Annotated in this window: 15 protein-coding genes; 7 read left to right on the top strand and 8 right to left on the bottom strand. The window is 61.8% G+C overall.

Translation table 11 applies throughout. The features are described 5' to 3' along the window. Positions 1–24: 24 nt before the first annotated feature. The 3 genes from AC07OV_RS20425 (at position 25) to AC07OV_RS20435 (ending at position 2,824) form a co-directional block, all read left to right on the top strand. Positions 25–756 carry a TPM domain-containing protein gene (locus tag AC07OV_RS20425; RefSeq protein ID WP_494997647.1) on the top strand — a complete coding sequence of 244 codons (732 nt, stop codon included), beginning with the start codon at positions 25–27 and terminating at the stop codon, positions 754–756. A gap of 31 nt (positions 757–787) precedes the next feature. Then, positions 788–1,405, top strand: coding sequence for a TPM domain-containing protein (locus tag AC07OV_RS20430; RefSeq protein ID WP_494997648.1), 618 nt, complete (start codon positions 788–790; stop codon positions 1,403–1,405). A gap of 216 nt (positions 1,406–1,621) precedes the next feature. Then, on the top strand, positions 1,622–2,824 hold the full coding sequence (locus AC07OV_RS20435) for a class I SAM-dependent methyltransferase (RefSeq protein ID WP_495092859.1): 1,203 nt from the start codon (positions 1,622–1,624) through the stop codon (positions 2,822–2,824). A gap of 82 nt (positions 2,825–2,906) precedes the next feature. Here AC07OV_RS20435 and AC07OV_RS20440 read toward each other — a convergent pair whose 3' ends face one another. The 6 genes from AC07OV_RS20440 to AC07OV_RS20465 all read right to left on the bottom strand — a co-directional run bounded on the left by AC07OV_RS20440 (position 2,907) and on the right by AC07OV_RS20465 (position 10,065). Beyond that, positions 2,907–3,806 carry a DMT family transporter gene (locus AC07OV_RS20440; protein ID WP_495092860.1) on the bottom strand — a complete coding sequence of 300 codons (900 nt, stop codon included), beginning with the start codon at positions 3,804–3,806 and terminating at the stop codon, positions 2,907–2,909. 237 nt (positions 3,807–4,043) lie between these two features. After that, entirely contained in the window at positions 4,044–6,602 is a 2,559-nt protein-coding gene (locus AC07OV_RS20445; protein WP_495092861.1) for a TonB-dependent receptor, read from the bottom strand. A gap of 130 nt (positions 6,603–6,732) precedes the next feature. Beyond that, positions 6,733–7,701: a FecR family protein gene (locus AC07OV_RS20450; RefSeq protein ID WP_495092862.1), complete on the bottom strand. Its 969-nt coding sequence runs from the start codon at positions 7,699–7,701 to the stop codon at positions 6,733–6,735. After that, positions 7,698–8,237: an RNA polymerase sigma factor gene (locus AC07OV_RS20455; RefSeq protein WP_495092863.1), complete on the bottom strand. Its 540-nt coding sequence runs from the start codon at positions 8,235–8,237 to the stop codon at positions 7,698–7,700. Before AC07OV_RS20455 ends, AC07OV_RS20450 begins: the two co-directional genes overlap by 4 nt. Before the next feature lie 145 nt (positions 8,238–8,382). After that, positions 8,383–9,255 (bottom strand): dihydrodipicolinate synthase family protein, encoded by an 873-nt coding sequence (locus AC07OV_RS20460; protein ID WP_494997653.1) that lies wholly within the window; start codon positions 9,253–9,255, stop codon positions 8,383–8,385. Between the two features lie 27 nt (positions 9,256–9,282). Then, positions 9,283–10,065 (bottom strand): aldolase, encoded by a 783-nt coding sequence (locus tag AC07OV_RS20465; RefSeq protein ID WP_176999227.1) that lies wholly within the window; start codon positions 10,063–10,065, stop codon positions 9,283–9,285. 105 nt (positions 10,066–10,170) lie between these two features. On the opposite strand from AC07OV_RS20465, the gene AC07OV_RS20470 reads away from it, so the two are divergent. After that, a complete protein-coding gene (locus tag AC07OV_RS20470) occupies positions 10,171–10,698 on the top strand; it encodes a helix-turn-helix domain-containing protein (protein WP_176999226.1) in 528 nt (175 codons plus the stop codon). Between the two features lie 141 nt (positions 10,699–10,839). Here AC07OV_RS20470 and AC07OV_RS20475 read toward each other — a convergent pair whose 3' ends face one another. Next, positions 10,840–11,856: a DUF4917 family protein gene (locus AC07OV_RS20475; protein ID WP_176999225.1), complete on the bottom strand. Its 1,017-nt coding sequence runs from the start codon at positions 11,854–11,856 to the stop codon at positions 10,840–10,842. A gap of 123 nt (positions 11,857–11,979) precedes the next feature. Here AC07OV_RS20475 and yiaY point away from each other — a divergent pair, with 123 nt between their 5' ends. Then, positions 11,980–13,128 carry an L-threonine dehydrogenase gene (gene yiaY, locus AC07OV_RS20480; protein ID WP_495092864.1) on the top strand — a complete coding sequence of 383 codons (1,149 nt, stop codon included), beginning with the start codon at positions 11,980–11,982 and terminating at the stop codon, positions 13,126–13,128. Here the strand turns inward: yiaY and AC07OV_RS20485 are convergent. Next, positions 13,095–14,282: an MFS transporter gene (locus tag AC07OV_RS20485; RefSeq protein WP_495092865.1), complete on the bottom strand. Its 1,188-nt coding sequence runs from the start codon at positions 14,280–14,282 to the stop codon at positions 13,095–13,097. The two genes, yiaY and AC07OV_RS20485, sit on opposite strands and share 34 nt — an antisense overlap. 95 nt (positions 14,283–14,377) lie before the next feature. On the opposite strand from AC07OV_RS20485, the gene AC07OV_RS20490 reads away from it, so the two are divergent. Beyond that, complete coding sequence (locus AC07OV_RS20490) at positions 14,378–15,052, top strand: NAD(P)H-binding protein (protein ID WP_495092866.1); 675 nt, start codon at positions 14,378–14,380, stop codon at positions 15,050–15,052. Next, a complete protein-coding gene (locus AC07OV_RS20495; RefSeq protein ID WP_495092867.1) occupies positions 15,052–15,963 on the top strand; it encodes a LysR family transcriptional regulator in 912 nt (303 codons plus the stop codon). Before AC07OV_RS20490 ends, AC07OV_RS20495 begins: the two co-directional genes overlap by 1 nt. The last annotated feature ends 92 nt before the right edge of the window (positions 15,964–16,055 follow it).

The raw sequence follows: 16,055 nt of genomic DNA on the forward strand, positions 1-16,055 counted from the left end.
GCATTCACAGGCCAAGGGGGCATGATGCGAATGATACGAATGGGCCTGGCGCTGTTGCTGTTGCTCGGCGCCATGACGGCCCAGGCGGCGCTCACCTTTCCGGCGTTGACCGGGCGGGTGGTGGACGATGCCCAGATGATCGACCCGGCCACGCGCCAGCAACTGACCCAGCAGTTGCAGGCGCTGGAGCAGGCCTCGGGCGACCAGATCGTGGTGGTCACCGTGCCCAACCTGCAAGGTGTGCCCATTGAAGACTTCGGTTACCAGTTGGGCCGCCAGTGGGGCATCGGCCAGAAGGGCAAGGACAACGGCGCGCTGTTGATCGTCGCCCGGGATGAGCGCAAGTTGCGCATCGAAGTCGGCTATGGCCTTGAAGGCGTGCTGACGGATGCGCAGTCGTGGGTCATCATCAACCAAGTGATCGCGCCCAAGTTCAAGGCCGGCAACTACAGCCAGGGCATCAGCGACGGCGTGGTGGCGATGTTGCAGGTGGTGGGCGGTGACCCGTTGGCGGTGCCGGCGCATGTAGCCGACGCGAACTTTGCCAAGGATAATCCCGGGTTTTCCATCGGCCTGTTCATTCTGCTGATCGGCGTCTTGTGGTTGTGCCATCGCATGGGCCTGCCCGTGGGCGCCATGCTCCTGGCCATCCTCAGCAACAGCGGGCGTGGTGGCGGTGGTGGTGGGGGAGGCGGTGGCGGCTTCCGGGGCGGCGGCGGTGGTTTTGGCGGCGGCGGGGCTTCAGGCGGGTGGTAATGACAATAACTAAAAAAGAGCATCGACAACCATGGCTTTACTGACTGAACACGAGCAGCGCCAAGTCGCCGAGGCGATCGCCCGCGTCGAGAAAACCACCGACGCCGAACTGGTGACCGTGCTGGCGGCGCGTGCCGACGACTACGCCTACATTCCGTTGTTGTGGGCCAGCCTGATCGCCCTGGTGGTGCCGGGCGTGGTGCATTACCTGTCCGGCTACCTGACCATGTACACCCTGCTGCTGGCGCAATGGGCGACGTTCATCGTGTTGTGCCTGGTGTTCCGATTGCCCAAGGTCACCACGCGGTTGATCCCCCGTTCGGTTCGCCACTGGCGCGCGTCCAACCTGGCGCGGCGCCAGTTCCTGGAGCAGAACCTGCATCACACGCTGGGCAGCACCGGGGTGCTGATTTTCGTCAGCGAGGCCGAGCGGTACGTGGAGATTTTGGTGGATGACGGGATTTCCCAGCGCCTGGATGACAGCAGCTGGGAGGTGATCGTCAAGGCGTTTACCCAGCAGGTGAAACAGGGGCAGACGCTGGCCGGGTTCATCGCGTGCATCGAGGCCTGTGGCGAGTTGCTCAAGGTGCATGTGCCGTTGACGCAGACGCGCAATGAGTTGCCTAACCGGTTAATCGTGTTGGAGTGACCCTGACACACTGATCTCTCTGTGGGAGCTGGCTTGCCTGCGATGCGGGCAACTCGGCCTGTCAGTTAAACCGAGGTGATGCCATCGCAGGCAAGCCAGCTCCCACACAAGCCCGCTCCAAGGTGTGCTAATCGACCGTTGATCAAATAACCCCGTGCCCTCAAGCCCCATCCCCCCTAAAATGCCCGGCATTCCCTGCCCGAGGCGTTTTTGTTCATGTCTGTCACTGTTCAACCGGATCATCACGCCCAGTTCATCGCACTGCTGAGCGACAGCCTTGCGCAGAATGCATTCATCAAGCTGGTGCTGGCCAAGTACGTCGGTGCCGAAGCCGAATTGCAGCGGCTGATCATCAAGCAGGTGGTGGTCAAGGAGCAGGCCTGCCTGTCGTTCGTGTACCGCTACAAGACCCGCGACATCACCAAGAACCTGCCCCTGGCCGACGGCGTGGCGGCGATTGCCGAGCTGTTGCCGGCCCAGTTCAAGAACGCGCACCTGTTGTCGCTGACCGATGAAGCCCAGCTGGAATACAGCAAGAAGAACAAAAGCTCACTGTTCAAAAGCAAGCCGCAGCAGTTGCGCGAGGCGCCGTCGGCAGAGCACAACCGTGAGAAGAACCGCTACCTCGACCTGAGCCGGCCGTTTCTCGCCGACCTGGGCGTGACCGACGCCAAGCAGGCGCTGATCCCGTCGATGTCGCGCAAGTGGAAGCAGATCAACAAGTTCATCGAAGTGTTCAGCCATGCGCTGACCTCGTCACCGTTGAAGCTGGACCAGCCGGTGCGCGTGGCCGATTTTGGTTCGGGCAAGGGTTACCTGACGTTTGCCATCCACGATTACCTGCGCAACACCCTCAAGGCCGAGGGCGAAGTCACCGGTGTGGAGTTGCGCGAAGACATGGTGACCCTGTGCAACACCGCTGCTGCGCGCCTGGAGCACCCGGGGCTGGTGTTCAAGTGTGGTGATGTGCGCAGCGTGGCGCCGAGCGAGCTGGACGTGATGATCGCGCTGCACGCCTGTGACATCGCCACCGACTACGCGATCCATACCGGCATCCGTTCCGGTGCGTCGATCATCATGTGCTCGCCGTGCTGCCACAAACAGATCCGCCTGCAGATCCAGAGCCCGGTGCTGCTCAAGCCAATGCTGCAATACGGTTTGCACCTGGGCCAGCAAGCCGAGATGGTTACCGACAGCCTGCGCGCGTTGTTTTTGGAAGCCTGTGGGTATGAGACCAAGGTGTTCGAGTTCATCTCGTTGGAACACACCAACAAGAACAAGATGATCCTGGCGGTGAAACGCGCGGAGCCTGTGGACAACGCGCAGTTGCTGGAGAAAATCCAGGAACTGAAGGTCTTCTACCACATCACCGAACACTGCCTGGAAACCCTGCTGCGCGCCGACGGTTTCTTAAGCTGAACACACCCCCTGTAGGAGCCGGCTTGCCGGCGATGGCGGTGGTTCAGTCAGCACCGCTATCGCAGGCAAGCCAGCTCCCACATTAGATTGTGTTCGGCCTTGGAATTGGCGCGGGCTGTACGGCGGTTTTGCGCCCCAACATCACCGTCACGATCACCCCGCACGCAAACAGCCAGGTAATCGGCTCGATATGCTCACCAAAGAACAGCGCCGAAAACGCGATGGTGAAGAAGATCTGCAGCAGTTGGATCTGGCTGACCCGTGCAATGCCGCCCATGGCCAGCCCGGCGTACCAGGCGAAGAACCCCAGGAACTGCGAGAACAACGACACATAGCCGAACGCCCACCAGGCACGCATCGAGATTGCGCCTTGATGCTGAGCCGCCAGGTACCACACCGGGCCGATCAACACGGGTGTTGAGAGCACCAGCGCCCAGCAGATCACCTGCCAGCCACCCATTTCCTTGGCCAACCGACCGCCTTCGGCATAACCCAGGCCACCCACGGCAATCGCGCCAAGCATCAGCAGATCGCCGGCCTGGATACTGCCGGCGCCGGTGATCAATGCATAACCGAGCACCAGGGCACTGCCGAGCGCGGCACAGGCCCAAAAGGCTTTGGATGGTCGCTCATGGGACAGCCAGGCGGCGTACAGCGCCACGCACAGCGGTTGCAGGCCGTTGACCAACGCGCCATGGGACGCCGGCAGGGTTTGCATGGCCCAGGCCGACAGCACCGGAAAGCCCAGGATCACACCGGCAATCACCAGGCACAGCCCGCGCACCTGGCGCCAGGTCGGCCAGCGTTCACGGCGCCACAGCAGCAACGCCGCCGCCGGGACCGCCGCGAACAGCGCACGGCCCAGGCCGTTGAGCAGCGGGTGGATTTCCTGCACGACGATGCGCGTGAACGGCAGGGTCAGGCTGAAGATGATGACGCCCAGCAGGCCGAGGGCCATGCCGGTGTTTTCGCGCGAACTCATGGTGGTGGGACCGGGATCAAGAGGGCTTCAAGGGAAACCCATCTAGCCACAACCCCCGGCAAATCAGGGCCTACAGCTGGGTGCGGATTTATCCGTACAGTTTCAAAAACTGCTGGGTGTGTGCAACGACAAAGATCCACTGTAGGAGCCGGCTTGCCGGCGATGCAGGCAACTCGGTTTTCAATTGGACCGAGGGGATGCCATCGCTGGCAAGCCAGCTCCTACAGGTGTGCGGGTTTAGAAGAAGCGCGTGACGCTGATCTTCGCATCGCGGCCCTTGGTGTAGGCGCGGTCGCCGCTCAAGGCCGGGCGGAAGTTGTTGTTGAACAGGTTGTCGATGGTGAAGTTCACCTCGGTGCCCTTGAGGTAGGCCTGCTGCGGTTTCCATTTGGCGAACAAACCCTGGGTGTTGTAGCGCTTGTTGCCGTACTGGTCGTAGAACAGGTCGCCGACGCTGCTGCCCGGGCCACCGGAATAGCTGTCGCTGGGCAGGCGTTTGGTGGCGCCGATGAACTGGCCCATCCAGCCTACCTGCGCGTCCAGCGCCGGGATGTTGGTACCGAGCACCAGCACCCATTTGGTCGGCGGAATATCCCGCGCGGCCACATCCGGCCCCCATGGGTTGGTGTAGGCGCCTTCGTGATCGCCCTTGGCATAGGCGAACGAGGCGGAGCCGAACAGGTAGGTGGAGTTGTAGAACGTTTCCAGCTCAAAGCCCTTGATCGTCAGCCCGCCGATGTTGCGGTAGTTGGACATTGCGCCGGGTGGGCAGGCGCTGGAGATGGTGCCGCCGTTGATGGCCTGGTTCTGGCAGCCGACGCCGGTGGCCTTGAAGATTTCGTCCTCGACCTTGTTGTGGAAGAAGGTGGTGCGCACTTGCAGGTTGTCGTCCCGGGCGATCAGGTTGTCGAAGCTGCTGACGCTGCCCACGCTGATCGAGGTGATGCGTTCCGGGTCGAGGTCTACGCTGGTGGCGGTGCGACTGCCCAGGCCCTGCACTTCGTATTGCTCGTCGATCACGGGGGCGCGCCAGGTCTGGCTCCAGTTGGCGAACAGCCCCAGGTTCGGGTTGACCGTCCAGAACAACGCCAGGCGCGGCGACCAACCGGTGTAGGTGCGGTCGCTGTAGTCGTGGCCGACGGCCGGGTCCGGATTGTTGTAGTAAGGCGCATCGTTGCCTTCACCACGGTTGCGCACGTGGTCGTAGCGCAGGGATGGCGTGATGGTCACATCGCCGATAGTCACCGCGTCCTGGATAAAGAAGCTGTTGGTATCGACCTTGCCGTGGGGCATGAAGCCTGGCTGGAAGTGCCCATAGTTGTAGCGCGGGGTGTTGTAGGTGGCGCCGGGCATCCACATCTCGGTTTCGCGGATGTGCTTGCGGATCTGCCCGCCGACGGTGACGGCGTGTTGCAAGGGACCTGTGTCGAACAGGCTGACGTTACGGATATCGAGGTTCTTGTCGGTGTAGGACGTGTCCATCTTGCGCCCACCGGTAGCCAGCTGGAAAAACGCGGTGGCGTCGCGCTCGTCGGTCTGCTCGGTGTTGGACTGCGAATACTTGACGGTCAGGTCCACCAGCGGGTTGTCCACCGGGGTAAATTCATACTTGCTCGACCACGTGGTGTCGACGGTGTCGCGATGGGCCAGAAAACGCTTCAACGCCCCTTCGTAGCCGTAGCGGTCGATGTTGGCCTGGGTCGGCGGCGTCGGATAGCTGGCGGCCGAGAACGGCGTCCAACGGTTGCTATGGGAGCGTGAATAGGAAAGGCCGACGCTGTGTTCCTCGCTGAGGTGCGCGTTGACCTTGAACAGCTTGCCGTCCACATCCTGGGCGGTGTTGGGCAGGCGCTTGGGGTTGATCGGGTACTGGTTGTTCTCGTTGGGCAGTTCGGCGGCCACCTTCATGTCGCCGCCGTCGCGTTGGGTCAGGTAGGCGAGGGCGTCAAAACGGCCGTCGTCGGTACGGCCATACACTGCGCCGCTGTAGACCTGTTCGTGGTCGTTGCTGGAGTAACCGTATTTGAGCATGGCGCCACTGTTGCGGCCGTCCTTGAGCAAGTCGGGGGCGTCCTTGGTGGTCATGTTGACCGTGCCGCCAAACCCGCCATTGCCGGTGAAGGGCGAGTTGGGGCCTTTCTCCACTTCAATGCTCTTGATCAGCTCGGGCTCGATAAACACCGTGCCTTGCTGGTAGCGCTCGAAGCCGCTCTTGGTGGCGCCGTCGACGGTCAGCGGTACGTCTTCGGCATCGCCGAAACCGCGGATGTTGATGGTCTGGCCACCGGGTTTGAGCGAACCGCCCTGGCTGACACCGGGCAGGGTCTGCAACAGGCTGGGAATGTTGTTGGACTGGTAGCGGTCGATGTCTTCCTGGGTCAGGGTCGAGCGGCCGACCGTACTGGAGTTCACTTCCGTGCCGGTGCCGATCACGCTGAGGGTGTCCAATTGGATCGCACCGCTGTTGGTGGTTTTGCCTTCATCGGGGCGTACCACGTAGGTGGTGCCGACTTTGATCAAGGTGAACTCGCCGTTTTTCAGCAGGGTGCGGATCGCCACTTCCGGGGTGAAGTCACCGTTGAGTGCCGGCGCCTGCACGTTCTTGAGCAGGGTCTCATCGAACAGCAACTGGATTTTTGCCTGTTGCGCCACTTGGCTCAAGGATGTCGCCAGCGGCTGGGCGGGCAGTTGCAGCGTGAGCGACTCGGCCTGGGCGCTGAGGCTGAATGCCAGGCAGGTGGCGATGATCGACGGTCTAAGAAACAGGTGCGAAACGTGGCAAGGCGCGCGAAACATGAAATCCCCCGGAGTGGCCAAACGGCCAAAAAGGCGTGCGTATCAAACGCAGACGGGGGGAAGACGGGGCAGGCAAAAAAATCCACACATGCGAATGCAAAATATTCTCAAGTGTGGGTTTTTTGCGGGGTTATTTGCTCGGTTCGATTCGCACGATGCCATCCGCTGACGGCACGGTTTTCACTGGAAGCAGGGCCGGCAGGGCGTTGAGCAGGGCGTCTGGGTCATTCACGTCCAGGTTGCCCGACACCTTCAACTGCGCCACCGCACGGCTCACTTGCAACGGCGCCTGGGGGCGGTACAGGCTCAGTTCGTCGATCAGGCTGGCCAGCTCGCGATTGCGAAACGTGAGGTGCCCGCTGCGCCAGTCGGCGACTTCTTCGGCGTTCAGGCTTTGCTGCTGCAACGTGCCCTTGGCATAGCTGTAGGTGGCGCGCTGCTGGGCGCCGAGCAGGGCTACCGGGCTCTTGGGGTCCGGCTCGAAGGCCACCTGGCCGTGGGCCACGCTCACCACCAGTTGCTGCTGGCTGCGGCGCACATCGAAACCGGTGCCCACCACCCGCACATTCGCCTCGCCGGCCTGCACGTAGAGGGGTCGTTCCTTGTCGGCGGCCACCTCGATGTAGACCTGGCCTTTGTCGAGATGAATGATGCGTTGGTGCGCGGTGAAGTCGATTCGCACGCGGGTACTGGCATTCACATACAAGGTGCTGCCATCGGGCAGGTTCAAGGTGCGCATGCCTTTGGCATGGGCGGCTACCTGGCTGTGGTAGAGCGCACGTGGGGCGTCGATAGCGCTGGCCATCACGGCGCAGACCAGGGCAGCGGCCACCGCCAGGGCAGGGCGCCACACCGAGGGTTTGCGTTTGGGCAGCGCCACGGGTTTGTTCAGTTGCTGCAACTGGGCGAGGTCGGCCCACAGTTGTTCGAATTCGGCGTAGGCGCGGGCATGGGCAGGCTCCGCTTGCCAGGCGGCAAAGGCTTTGCGGTCGGCACGCCCCGCCTCGTTGCGGTTGCGGGCAAACCAGCTGGCGGCTTGGGCATCGATGGAGTCGCTCTGCTCGATGTCCAGGGCGTCGATGTCGCTCAGGCGGTTCATTCTGGCTGCTCCGTGCCGGGTTCGTTGTGAAGGCGTCGCTTGCAGTGCAGCAGGGCAAAGGCGATGTGCTTTTCCACCATGCTGGTCGAAATGCCCATGCGCTCGGCGATCTGCGCCTGGCTCAAGCCTTCGAAGCGGTGCAGCATAAGGGCTTCTCGCCTTCGGGGCGAGAGTTCGGCGAGGACTTCTTTCAACTGTTCCAGGCGTTGCAAGCGCTGCGCGGCGGCCATGGGATCGTTTTGCTCATCGGTGACCGGCTCGGCGTCCATGTCGTCCGGATCTGAGTGGACGGTCTGCCGTACCTTCTGCTTGCGCCAGTGATCACGCAGCAGGTTGCGCGCCATCTGGAACAGAAACGCCCGTGGCTGCTCGACCTTGGCCCGGTCGCGGTAGTCCAGCCATTGGGTGAAGACATCCTGGGTCATGTCCGCGGCGTCGCTGGCGTTGTCCGTGCGTTTGCGCAGGAAATACAGGATATCTGTATAGAACCCGCGAAAGGCATCGGCCGACAACGGGTCGGGCTTGGGACGAGACATGGAGACCCTTCTTGAGGAAGCACGACGTAGAAAAGTCGTGAATGGTATCGAGAACCATTGTCATTTGTCTCTATGAATCGGATGTCTCCTTCCAAAATTGTGCACGGGTTCCCTGTAGGAGCCGGCAAGCCAGCTCCTACAAGGGTTAGCGCAGTAATGTTTTCAGCTGTTCGATCGCCGCTTCACCCAGCGGGAAAACCGGCAATCGAGGATCACCCGCTTCCAGCCCGGTCAACCGCAACCCCGCCTTGATCGTCGCCGGCAACCCACCTTTGAGGATGAACTCCAGCAACGGCAACTGGCGATAAAACAGCTCTCGCGCCTTGACCAGGTCATTGGCCAATACCGCCTCATACAAATCCAGATTGAGTTGCGGAATCAGGTTCGGCGCCGCCGTGCACCAGCCCTTGGCACCTGCCGCGAAGGCTTCCAGCGCCAGCGGGTTGCAGCCGTTGTAGAACGGCACCTCCGTCTGGCGATGCAGCTGATGCATGCGCTGAACATCCCCGGTGCTTTCCTTGACCATGGTTACGTTGGCCACCTGCTTGATGATGCGCAGGATCAGCGCCACCGACATGTCCGTACCACTGGTGGCCGGGTTGTTGTAGAGCATGATTGGCACGCCGATGCTGTCGCCAATGGCGGCGTAGTGGGCGAGGATTTCCGCTTCACTGAGCTTCCAGTACGACGCCGGCAACACCATCACCACGTCGGCGCCGTTGGCTTCGGCGTAACGGGCGCGGCGCACGGCCTTGGCGGTGGTCAGGTCGGACACGCTGACGATGGTCGGCACGCGCCGGGCAATCTTTGCCAGGCTGTAGGCGCTCACTTCGTCCCACTCGGCGTCGCTCAAGTAGGCGCCTTCGCCGGTGCTGCCCAGGGGCGCGATGGCGTGTACGCCGCTGTCGATCAAGCGGTCGATGGAGCGGCCCAGGGCGTCAAGGTCGATGCGCTGGCCGTCGGCGCTGAACGGGGTGATGGTGTAGCCGATGATGCCGTGAATCGTTGGGCTGGACATAAACAGTCTCCGGTCAAAAAGGGGCAATCAGTTCAGGCAATCGGCGTGCTGGCGCAGGTTCTGCCGGGCGTAGTAATTGAACGCGGCACCAAAGCGTTTGGGCTTGGAGATCCAGTCATGGGCCTCGCGCCCGAGTTCCGGCAGGATCGGCTTGATCGTGCCCGCGGCCATCGCCAGCAACTGCAACCTGGCTGCGCGTTCGATCAACTGCGCGATCACGCAGGCCTCCTCGATGCTCGCCCCGGTGGACAACTGGCCGTGGTGCGAAAGCAGAATCGCGCGTTTGTCCCCCAGTGCCGCCGTGATGATTTCCCCCTCTTCATTGCCCACCGGCACGCCGGGCCAGGCTTCCAGGAACGCGCAATCCTCGTACAGCGGGCAGAGGTCCATGTGGGACACCTGCAGCGGCACTTCCAGCATCGACAGCGCCGCGATATGGGTAGGGTGGGTGTGGATGATGCAATTCACATCCGGCCGCCCACGGTACACCCAGGTGTGAAAACGGTTGGCCGGGTTGGGAATGCCATGGCCTTCCAATACTTCCAGGTCTTCGTTGACCAGCAACAGATTGCTCGCCGTGATCTCATCAAAGCCCAGGCCCAGTTGCTGGGTGTAATAGGTGCCAGGCTGTGGCCCGCGTGCAGTGATCTGCCCGGCCAGGCCGGAGTCGTGACCGTGCTCGAACAGGATGCGACACGTGAGCGCCAGCTTTTGCCGGTCAGTCCACGTATTATCCGCCAGGGTGTTTTGCATCTGGATCAGTGCTTGCTTGACCAGTTGGTCTTTGGGGAGTGCTAATGTCTTGGCCATATCGGGTGCCCTCGGTGGTTGCAAATGACACTAACGATGCTATATGACACTTTGTGTCATTGGCAAGCATGGCTCTTGCCTTTCTGCAGGGATTAACCGCAGCACATGTCTATCCGTTTGAAATTATTGAGAAAAAAACTTGGCGTGACCCTGGAAGCCCTGGCTGAAAAATCCGGGATGACCAAGAGTTACCTGTCCAAGGTCGAACGCGGGCTCAATACGCCGTCGATTGCCGCCGCGCTGAAGCTGGCCAAGGCCTTGAACGTGAAGGTGGAGGAGCTGTTCAGCGAAGACAGTGTCAGCCTCGACAGCTACAGCCTAGTGCGCAGCCACGAGCGCCCCGACACCTCGCCGGGTTACGCGGTGCTCGCCCATCAGGTCAGCGAGCGCAGCCTGCTGCCGTTCATCATCTACCCGCCAGCGGAGTTCACCGACAAGACCTTCAAGGAGCACGTAGGGGAAGAGTTTCTGTTCGTGCATGAAGGCCGGGTGGAGGTGGACTTCATGAACGAACGGGTGATTCTGGAGCGCGGTGATGCGCTGCATTTTAATGCGCAGAAGCCTCATCGCCTGCGTTCGGTGGGCGATGTTCAGGCGCAGCTGCTAGTCGTAGTCCACAGCTCGGAAGACTGACTACGCCAATGACCTGAAATGCAATCCACTGTGGGAGCTGGCTTGCCTGCGATAGCGGTGGGCCAGCTTGCACATGGTTAACTGACAGATCGCTATCGCAGGCAAGCCAGCTCCCACAGTTGAGCGAAATCGCCCGTGAGATCAGCGTTCGACAGGGACGGACAGTGCAGGGTTGCCCAGCGCATGGGTGCGTGCTGCAAAGAACCTCAGTTCCACCCCCGTACCCTCGAACAACGCCGAATACCGCCGCTTCTGCTGACGAATAAACCCGTCACTGCGCCCCGACACCGAGATCGCCAAGGTCGATACATTCGCCTGGCGAATCGCGTCCACCAGGTGCTTGTCCTGCGCGCCCAGCTCATGGCCAAAAATGCACAGCGCCCCCTCATGGGTCAGCAACTGCTCATAACAGAACGACAGGTAATCCGAACTGCGGATGGTCTTGAGCTTCTCTTCAACCTTGCCCTCGCTGACAAACAGCGGCACATCGTCCAGGGTCTTGAGCGTGTTGTTGATGGCAAAACTGCTGAGCAGGGTGCTGTCGGTGGACGGCAATTTGCGTGCGGTGCCGTCGAGGTTGCGCACCAGGTGCAGGCCACCGTGCAGGTAGAGGATGCGCGTTGCTTCGGTGCGGGTATTGCGCAGGTCGAAGCTGGTGTCGGCGCTGCGGAACAGGTCGTCAATGCCCGGGGTATGCAGGATCGCCCAGTAGTTGAGCAAGTCGTAGTTGCTGGTGAATACCGTAGCGTAGCGCGCCAGTTCAGCGTTGATCGTCGCCAATGTCGACGGCTGCACCAGGCGCCAGGGAATGTGCACGCTGTGGATGGTGTTGATCAGCGCTTCCTTGATCGCGTAGTAGCGATTACGCGGCGCCGCCGAGCTGACGGCCAGGGCCTTGTTGACCCGGCTGGTGGTTTTCAACGCGCCCAAAGCCTGCTCGAAACTGCGGGTTTGCAGGGCGTCGAACACACTCAGCTCGGACTGGCTCAGGGGTTTTTCTTCGACGGTGCGCGCGTTTTCGAACAGCGAGTCGTAGGCGAAGTCTTCCCAAATCGTACGGCTGGCACCGTTGCCGATCAAAATCGCGCTGAAGTCGACGGCGCTGCGCAGCGCATTCCAGTCTTCTAGGTGGGCGTCACTATCCTGGAAATCCTTCATTGCGGCGGGTCTACTCGAAATCGGCTGGGCGGTGACTTTATCACGAGCGGGCGTTGATCCTGATCAAGATACGCCGCGCGGTAGAGGTGGATTCTGTTGGCATAACGCCTCTGAGGATTGACCATGAGCAGCACCTTCTTCATCCCCGCCGTGAACATCATGGGCATCGACTGCCTCGACGAAGCCATGACCGCCATCCGCAACTATGGTTTTCGCAAGGCGCTGATCGTCACCGACGCCGGCCTGGCCAAGGCCGGCGTGGCGGCCATGATCGCCGAGAAACTGGCGATGCAGGACATCGACTCGGTGATCTACGACGGCGCCAAACCCAACCCCACGGTTGAGAACGTCGAGAACGGCCTGGCGCTGTTGCAGCAAAGCGCCTGTGATTTCGTGGTGTCCCTGGGCGGCGGTTCGCCCCATGACTGCGCCAAGGGTATCGCCCTGTGTGCCACCAACGGCGGGCACATCGGCGACTACGAGGGCGTCGATCAATCGAGTAAGCCGCAACTGCCGCTGGTGGCCATCAACACCACGGCCGGCACCGCCAGCGAGATGACCCGCTTCTGCATCATCACCGACCAGACCCGCCACGTGAAAATGGCCATTGTCGACCGCAACGTCACGCCGCTGCTGTCGGTCAACGACCCGGCGCTGATGGTCGGCATGCCCAAAGGCCTCACCGCCGCCACCGGCATGGACGCCCTGACCCACGCCATCGAAGCCTACGTGTCCACCGCCGCCACGCCGATCACCGATGCTTGTGCGATCAAGGCCATCGAACTGATCAGCGCCAACCTGCGCCTGGCGGTCCGCGACGGCAGCGACAAGGCCGCGCGGGAAAACATGGCCTACGCGCAATTCCTCGCCGGCATGGCCTTCAACAACGCATCTCTGGGTTTCGTGCACGCCATGGCCCACCAACTGGGCGGCCTGTATGACCTGCCCCACGGTGTGTGCAACGCCGTGTTGCTGCCCCATGTGCAGAGCTTCAATGCCAGCGTCAGCGCCAAACGCCTGAGCGACGTGGCGCGCGCATTGGGCGCCGACATCAAGGGCCGCACCCCGGAAGAGGGCGCCCAGGCCGCCATCGCCGCGATCCGCAGCTTGTCCCACGACGTCGAGATCCCGGCCGGCCTGCGGGAACTGGGGGCCAAATTGCAGGACATTCCCCTGCTGGCCACCAATGCGTTGAAGGACGCATGTGGGCTGACCAACCCGCGGCGCGCGGATCAGCGTCAGATCGAGGAGATCTTTCGCAGCGCGTTCTGATCGGACCTGCATCGGGCGGCGCACGCGAATGCGCCGCCCGCCAGCGCCATGCACATCAGCGCCAACGGCCAGGCCTGCGCGGTTACCAGCAGGCTTGCCAGGCCACCAATCAGCGCGGCCATCATTTGATGCATAAAACCACTGAGTGCCATCGCATAAGAGCCACCTACCGGCGACTCATCGTTGGCCAGTGACAAACTGATCGGGTAACTCATCGACTGGCCCAGCACGGCGAGGCAATACGGCAGCCATAGCAATACTGCGAGCCCGCTGGCAAACACACTGCCCAGCAGCATCACCGCGGTGCCCAGAAACACCAGCGTCACACCCCAGTTCATCATCGTCGACCGCCCCGTGCGGGCAACGAAACGATTGACCATCAACGCCCCCGCCAAATATGCCCCGCTGATCGGCCAACCTAGCCAGCCATATTGCGCCGCACTCCATTCGAAATGCCCCTGCAAGATCAGCGGCGCGCAGGTGTTAAACGCAATGATCACCCCATAACCCAGCCCACCGGCCAACGCCGCGTTTAGAAAGGATGGATGCCGCACGATCTTGGTATAAATGCGCCAGGTCGACTCTGGCGAGTCAGCCTTCACCAAGGTCGGGAACGTGACCCGCTGCAACACCACCATCAACGCCAAAGCCCCGGTCGTCAACGCATAAAAGATCGCTTTCCAGCCAAACGCCAGCTGCAATATCGACCCCATGAACTGGCCGATACCCAGCGCGATCACAAACGTCATCCCCAGCCACGACAAACCCTTGGCCAGCAAGGCGCCGCTGAAACTGTCCCGCACCAGGACGCGCGCCATCACTGAAACGCCCCCGGCGCCCAGGCCTTGGATCAGCCGTAAACACAGAAAGGACTCAATGTTGAATGCCGATGGAATCGCCACACTCGCCAACGCATACAGCGCCAGTGCGGCGAGCAGTACGGGCTTCCTGCCAAATCGTTCACCCAGGCTTCCCCATAACAGCATTGGCAATGCCATGCCCGCCAAATAGATCGCGAGTGCGAGCGCCACCTGATCCTCTGCAGCGGGCAGAGAATGGGCGATGGCCGGGACTGCGGGCAAGTAGCTACTGATGCCCACTTGGCCGAGGAAGGCGGCGCAGCAGGCGAGGGTGAGTGTGGTGGTATTCTTCACGGGCTGACTTATCCTTTTCAGCGGTACGCTACAAGCTGATAGTGTGTTTGTCTCTAGCGTGCGGCTTATCGTTTGTAACTTAGGAAGCAACCCCTATGAGAGTTCTGCTATTCGGCGCCACCGGTATGGTCGGCCAAGGCGTGCTGCGTGAGTGCCTGTTGGCCGCCGACGTCCAGGAAGTCGTCGCCGTCGGCCGCACGCCGTTGACCCAGGAGCACGGCAAGCTGCATCAGGTGTTGCACAGCGACATGCTGGATTTCCAGCCACTGGAAAACCTGCTGCAAGGCTTCGACGCCTGCTTCTTCTGCCTCGGCGTTTCCTCGGCCGGGATGAATGAAACCAAATACACACACCTCACCTACGACCTCACGCTGGTCGCGGCCAGCACCCTGGCGCGGCTCAATCCGCAGATGACGTTTATCTACGTGTCCGGCGCTGGCACCGACAGTTCCGAAGCCGGCAAGTCGATGTGGGCGCGGGTCAAGGGCAAGACCGAGAACGCCTTGCTGCGCCTGCCGTTCAAGGCGGTGTACTTGTTCCGGCCGGGGGTGATCCAGCCGTTGCATGGCGTGCGTTCGAAGACGCCGTTGTACCAGTCGTTCTATACCGTGCTCGGGCCGTTGCTGTCGTTCTTTCGCCGGATCAAACCGGATTGGGTGGTGAGCACCGAGACCGTCGGCCGGGCGATGTTGCAGGCGGCGAGCGTGGGGGCGCCGCAGCCGGTGGTGGAGCAGGCCGGGATTAATCGCTTGGCTGACGAGCGTCACTGATGTTGCACAAGAGCCTGGTGCGCCGTCTTGATTTGATTACGCTGCAATTGTTCGTCGCGGTGTATGAAGAAGGCACGCTGACCCGTGCCGCCAACCGCGAAGCCATTGCCGTGTCGGCGGCCAGCAAGCGCTTGATGGAGTTGGAGCAAGTGCTCGGCGTGAGCCTGTTCGTGCGCCGTGCCAAGGGCATGGACCTGACCGCCGCCGGGGAAACCCTGTTGCACCACGCCCGGCAGATGTTGTTCAACGTCGAAAAAATGGGCCTGGAGCTGGGCGAGCACAGCCACGGCGTGCGCGGGTATGTGCGGATGCTGGCCAACCTGTCGGCGATTATTCAGTTTCTGCCCGAAGACCTGCGGGACTTTTCCCAACTGCACCCCGAAGTGAAAACCGATCTGGAAGAGCGCCCCAGCAACGGCGTGGTGCAAGGCGTGCTCGATGGCGTGGCCGACCTGGGCATTTGCTCCAGTGACACCGACACCAAAGGCTTGCCCGGCGTGACCTACCGTCTCGACAAACTGGTGGTGCTGATGCCCGCCGATCATCCGCTGGCCACGCGCGACAGCCTGGCGTTCGCCGAGACTCTGGACAGCGATTACGTCGGCTTGCACGCCGCCAGTTCGATCAACATGCGCACCCACGCGGCCGCGCGCGAGGCGGGCAAGATGCTGCGCCTGCGCATTCATGTGCCGGGCTTTGATGCGATGTGTCGGATGGTCCAGGCGAACATGGGCATTGGCATCCTGCCGCACAAGGCCTATGAATTGTTCGGGCGGGCGCTGGGCCTGCACGCGGTGCCGTTGACGGATGCCTGGTCGGATCGCAGCCTGATCCTGGTGGTGCGCGATGAGGCGCAACTGTCGCCGGTGAGTCGCCTGCTCTACGACTACCTGCGCAAGGCGCTGGTGTAACTGAAACCCTGTCGGCCTCATCGCGGGTAAGCCCGGCTCCTACAGATAATTCCCTAATCGTTCGTGTTTGGCGAACGCTCGTTGCCAACTGA

Source organism: Pseudomonas sp. GW821-FHT09A09, assembly GCF_059418405.1.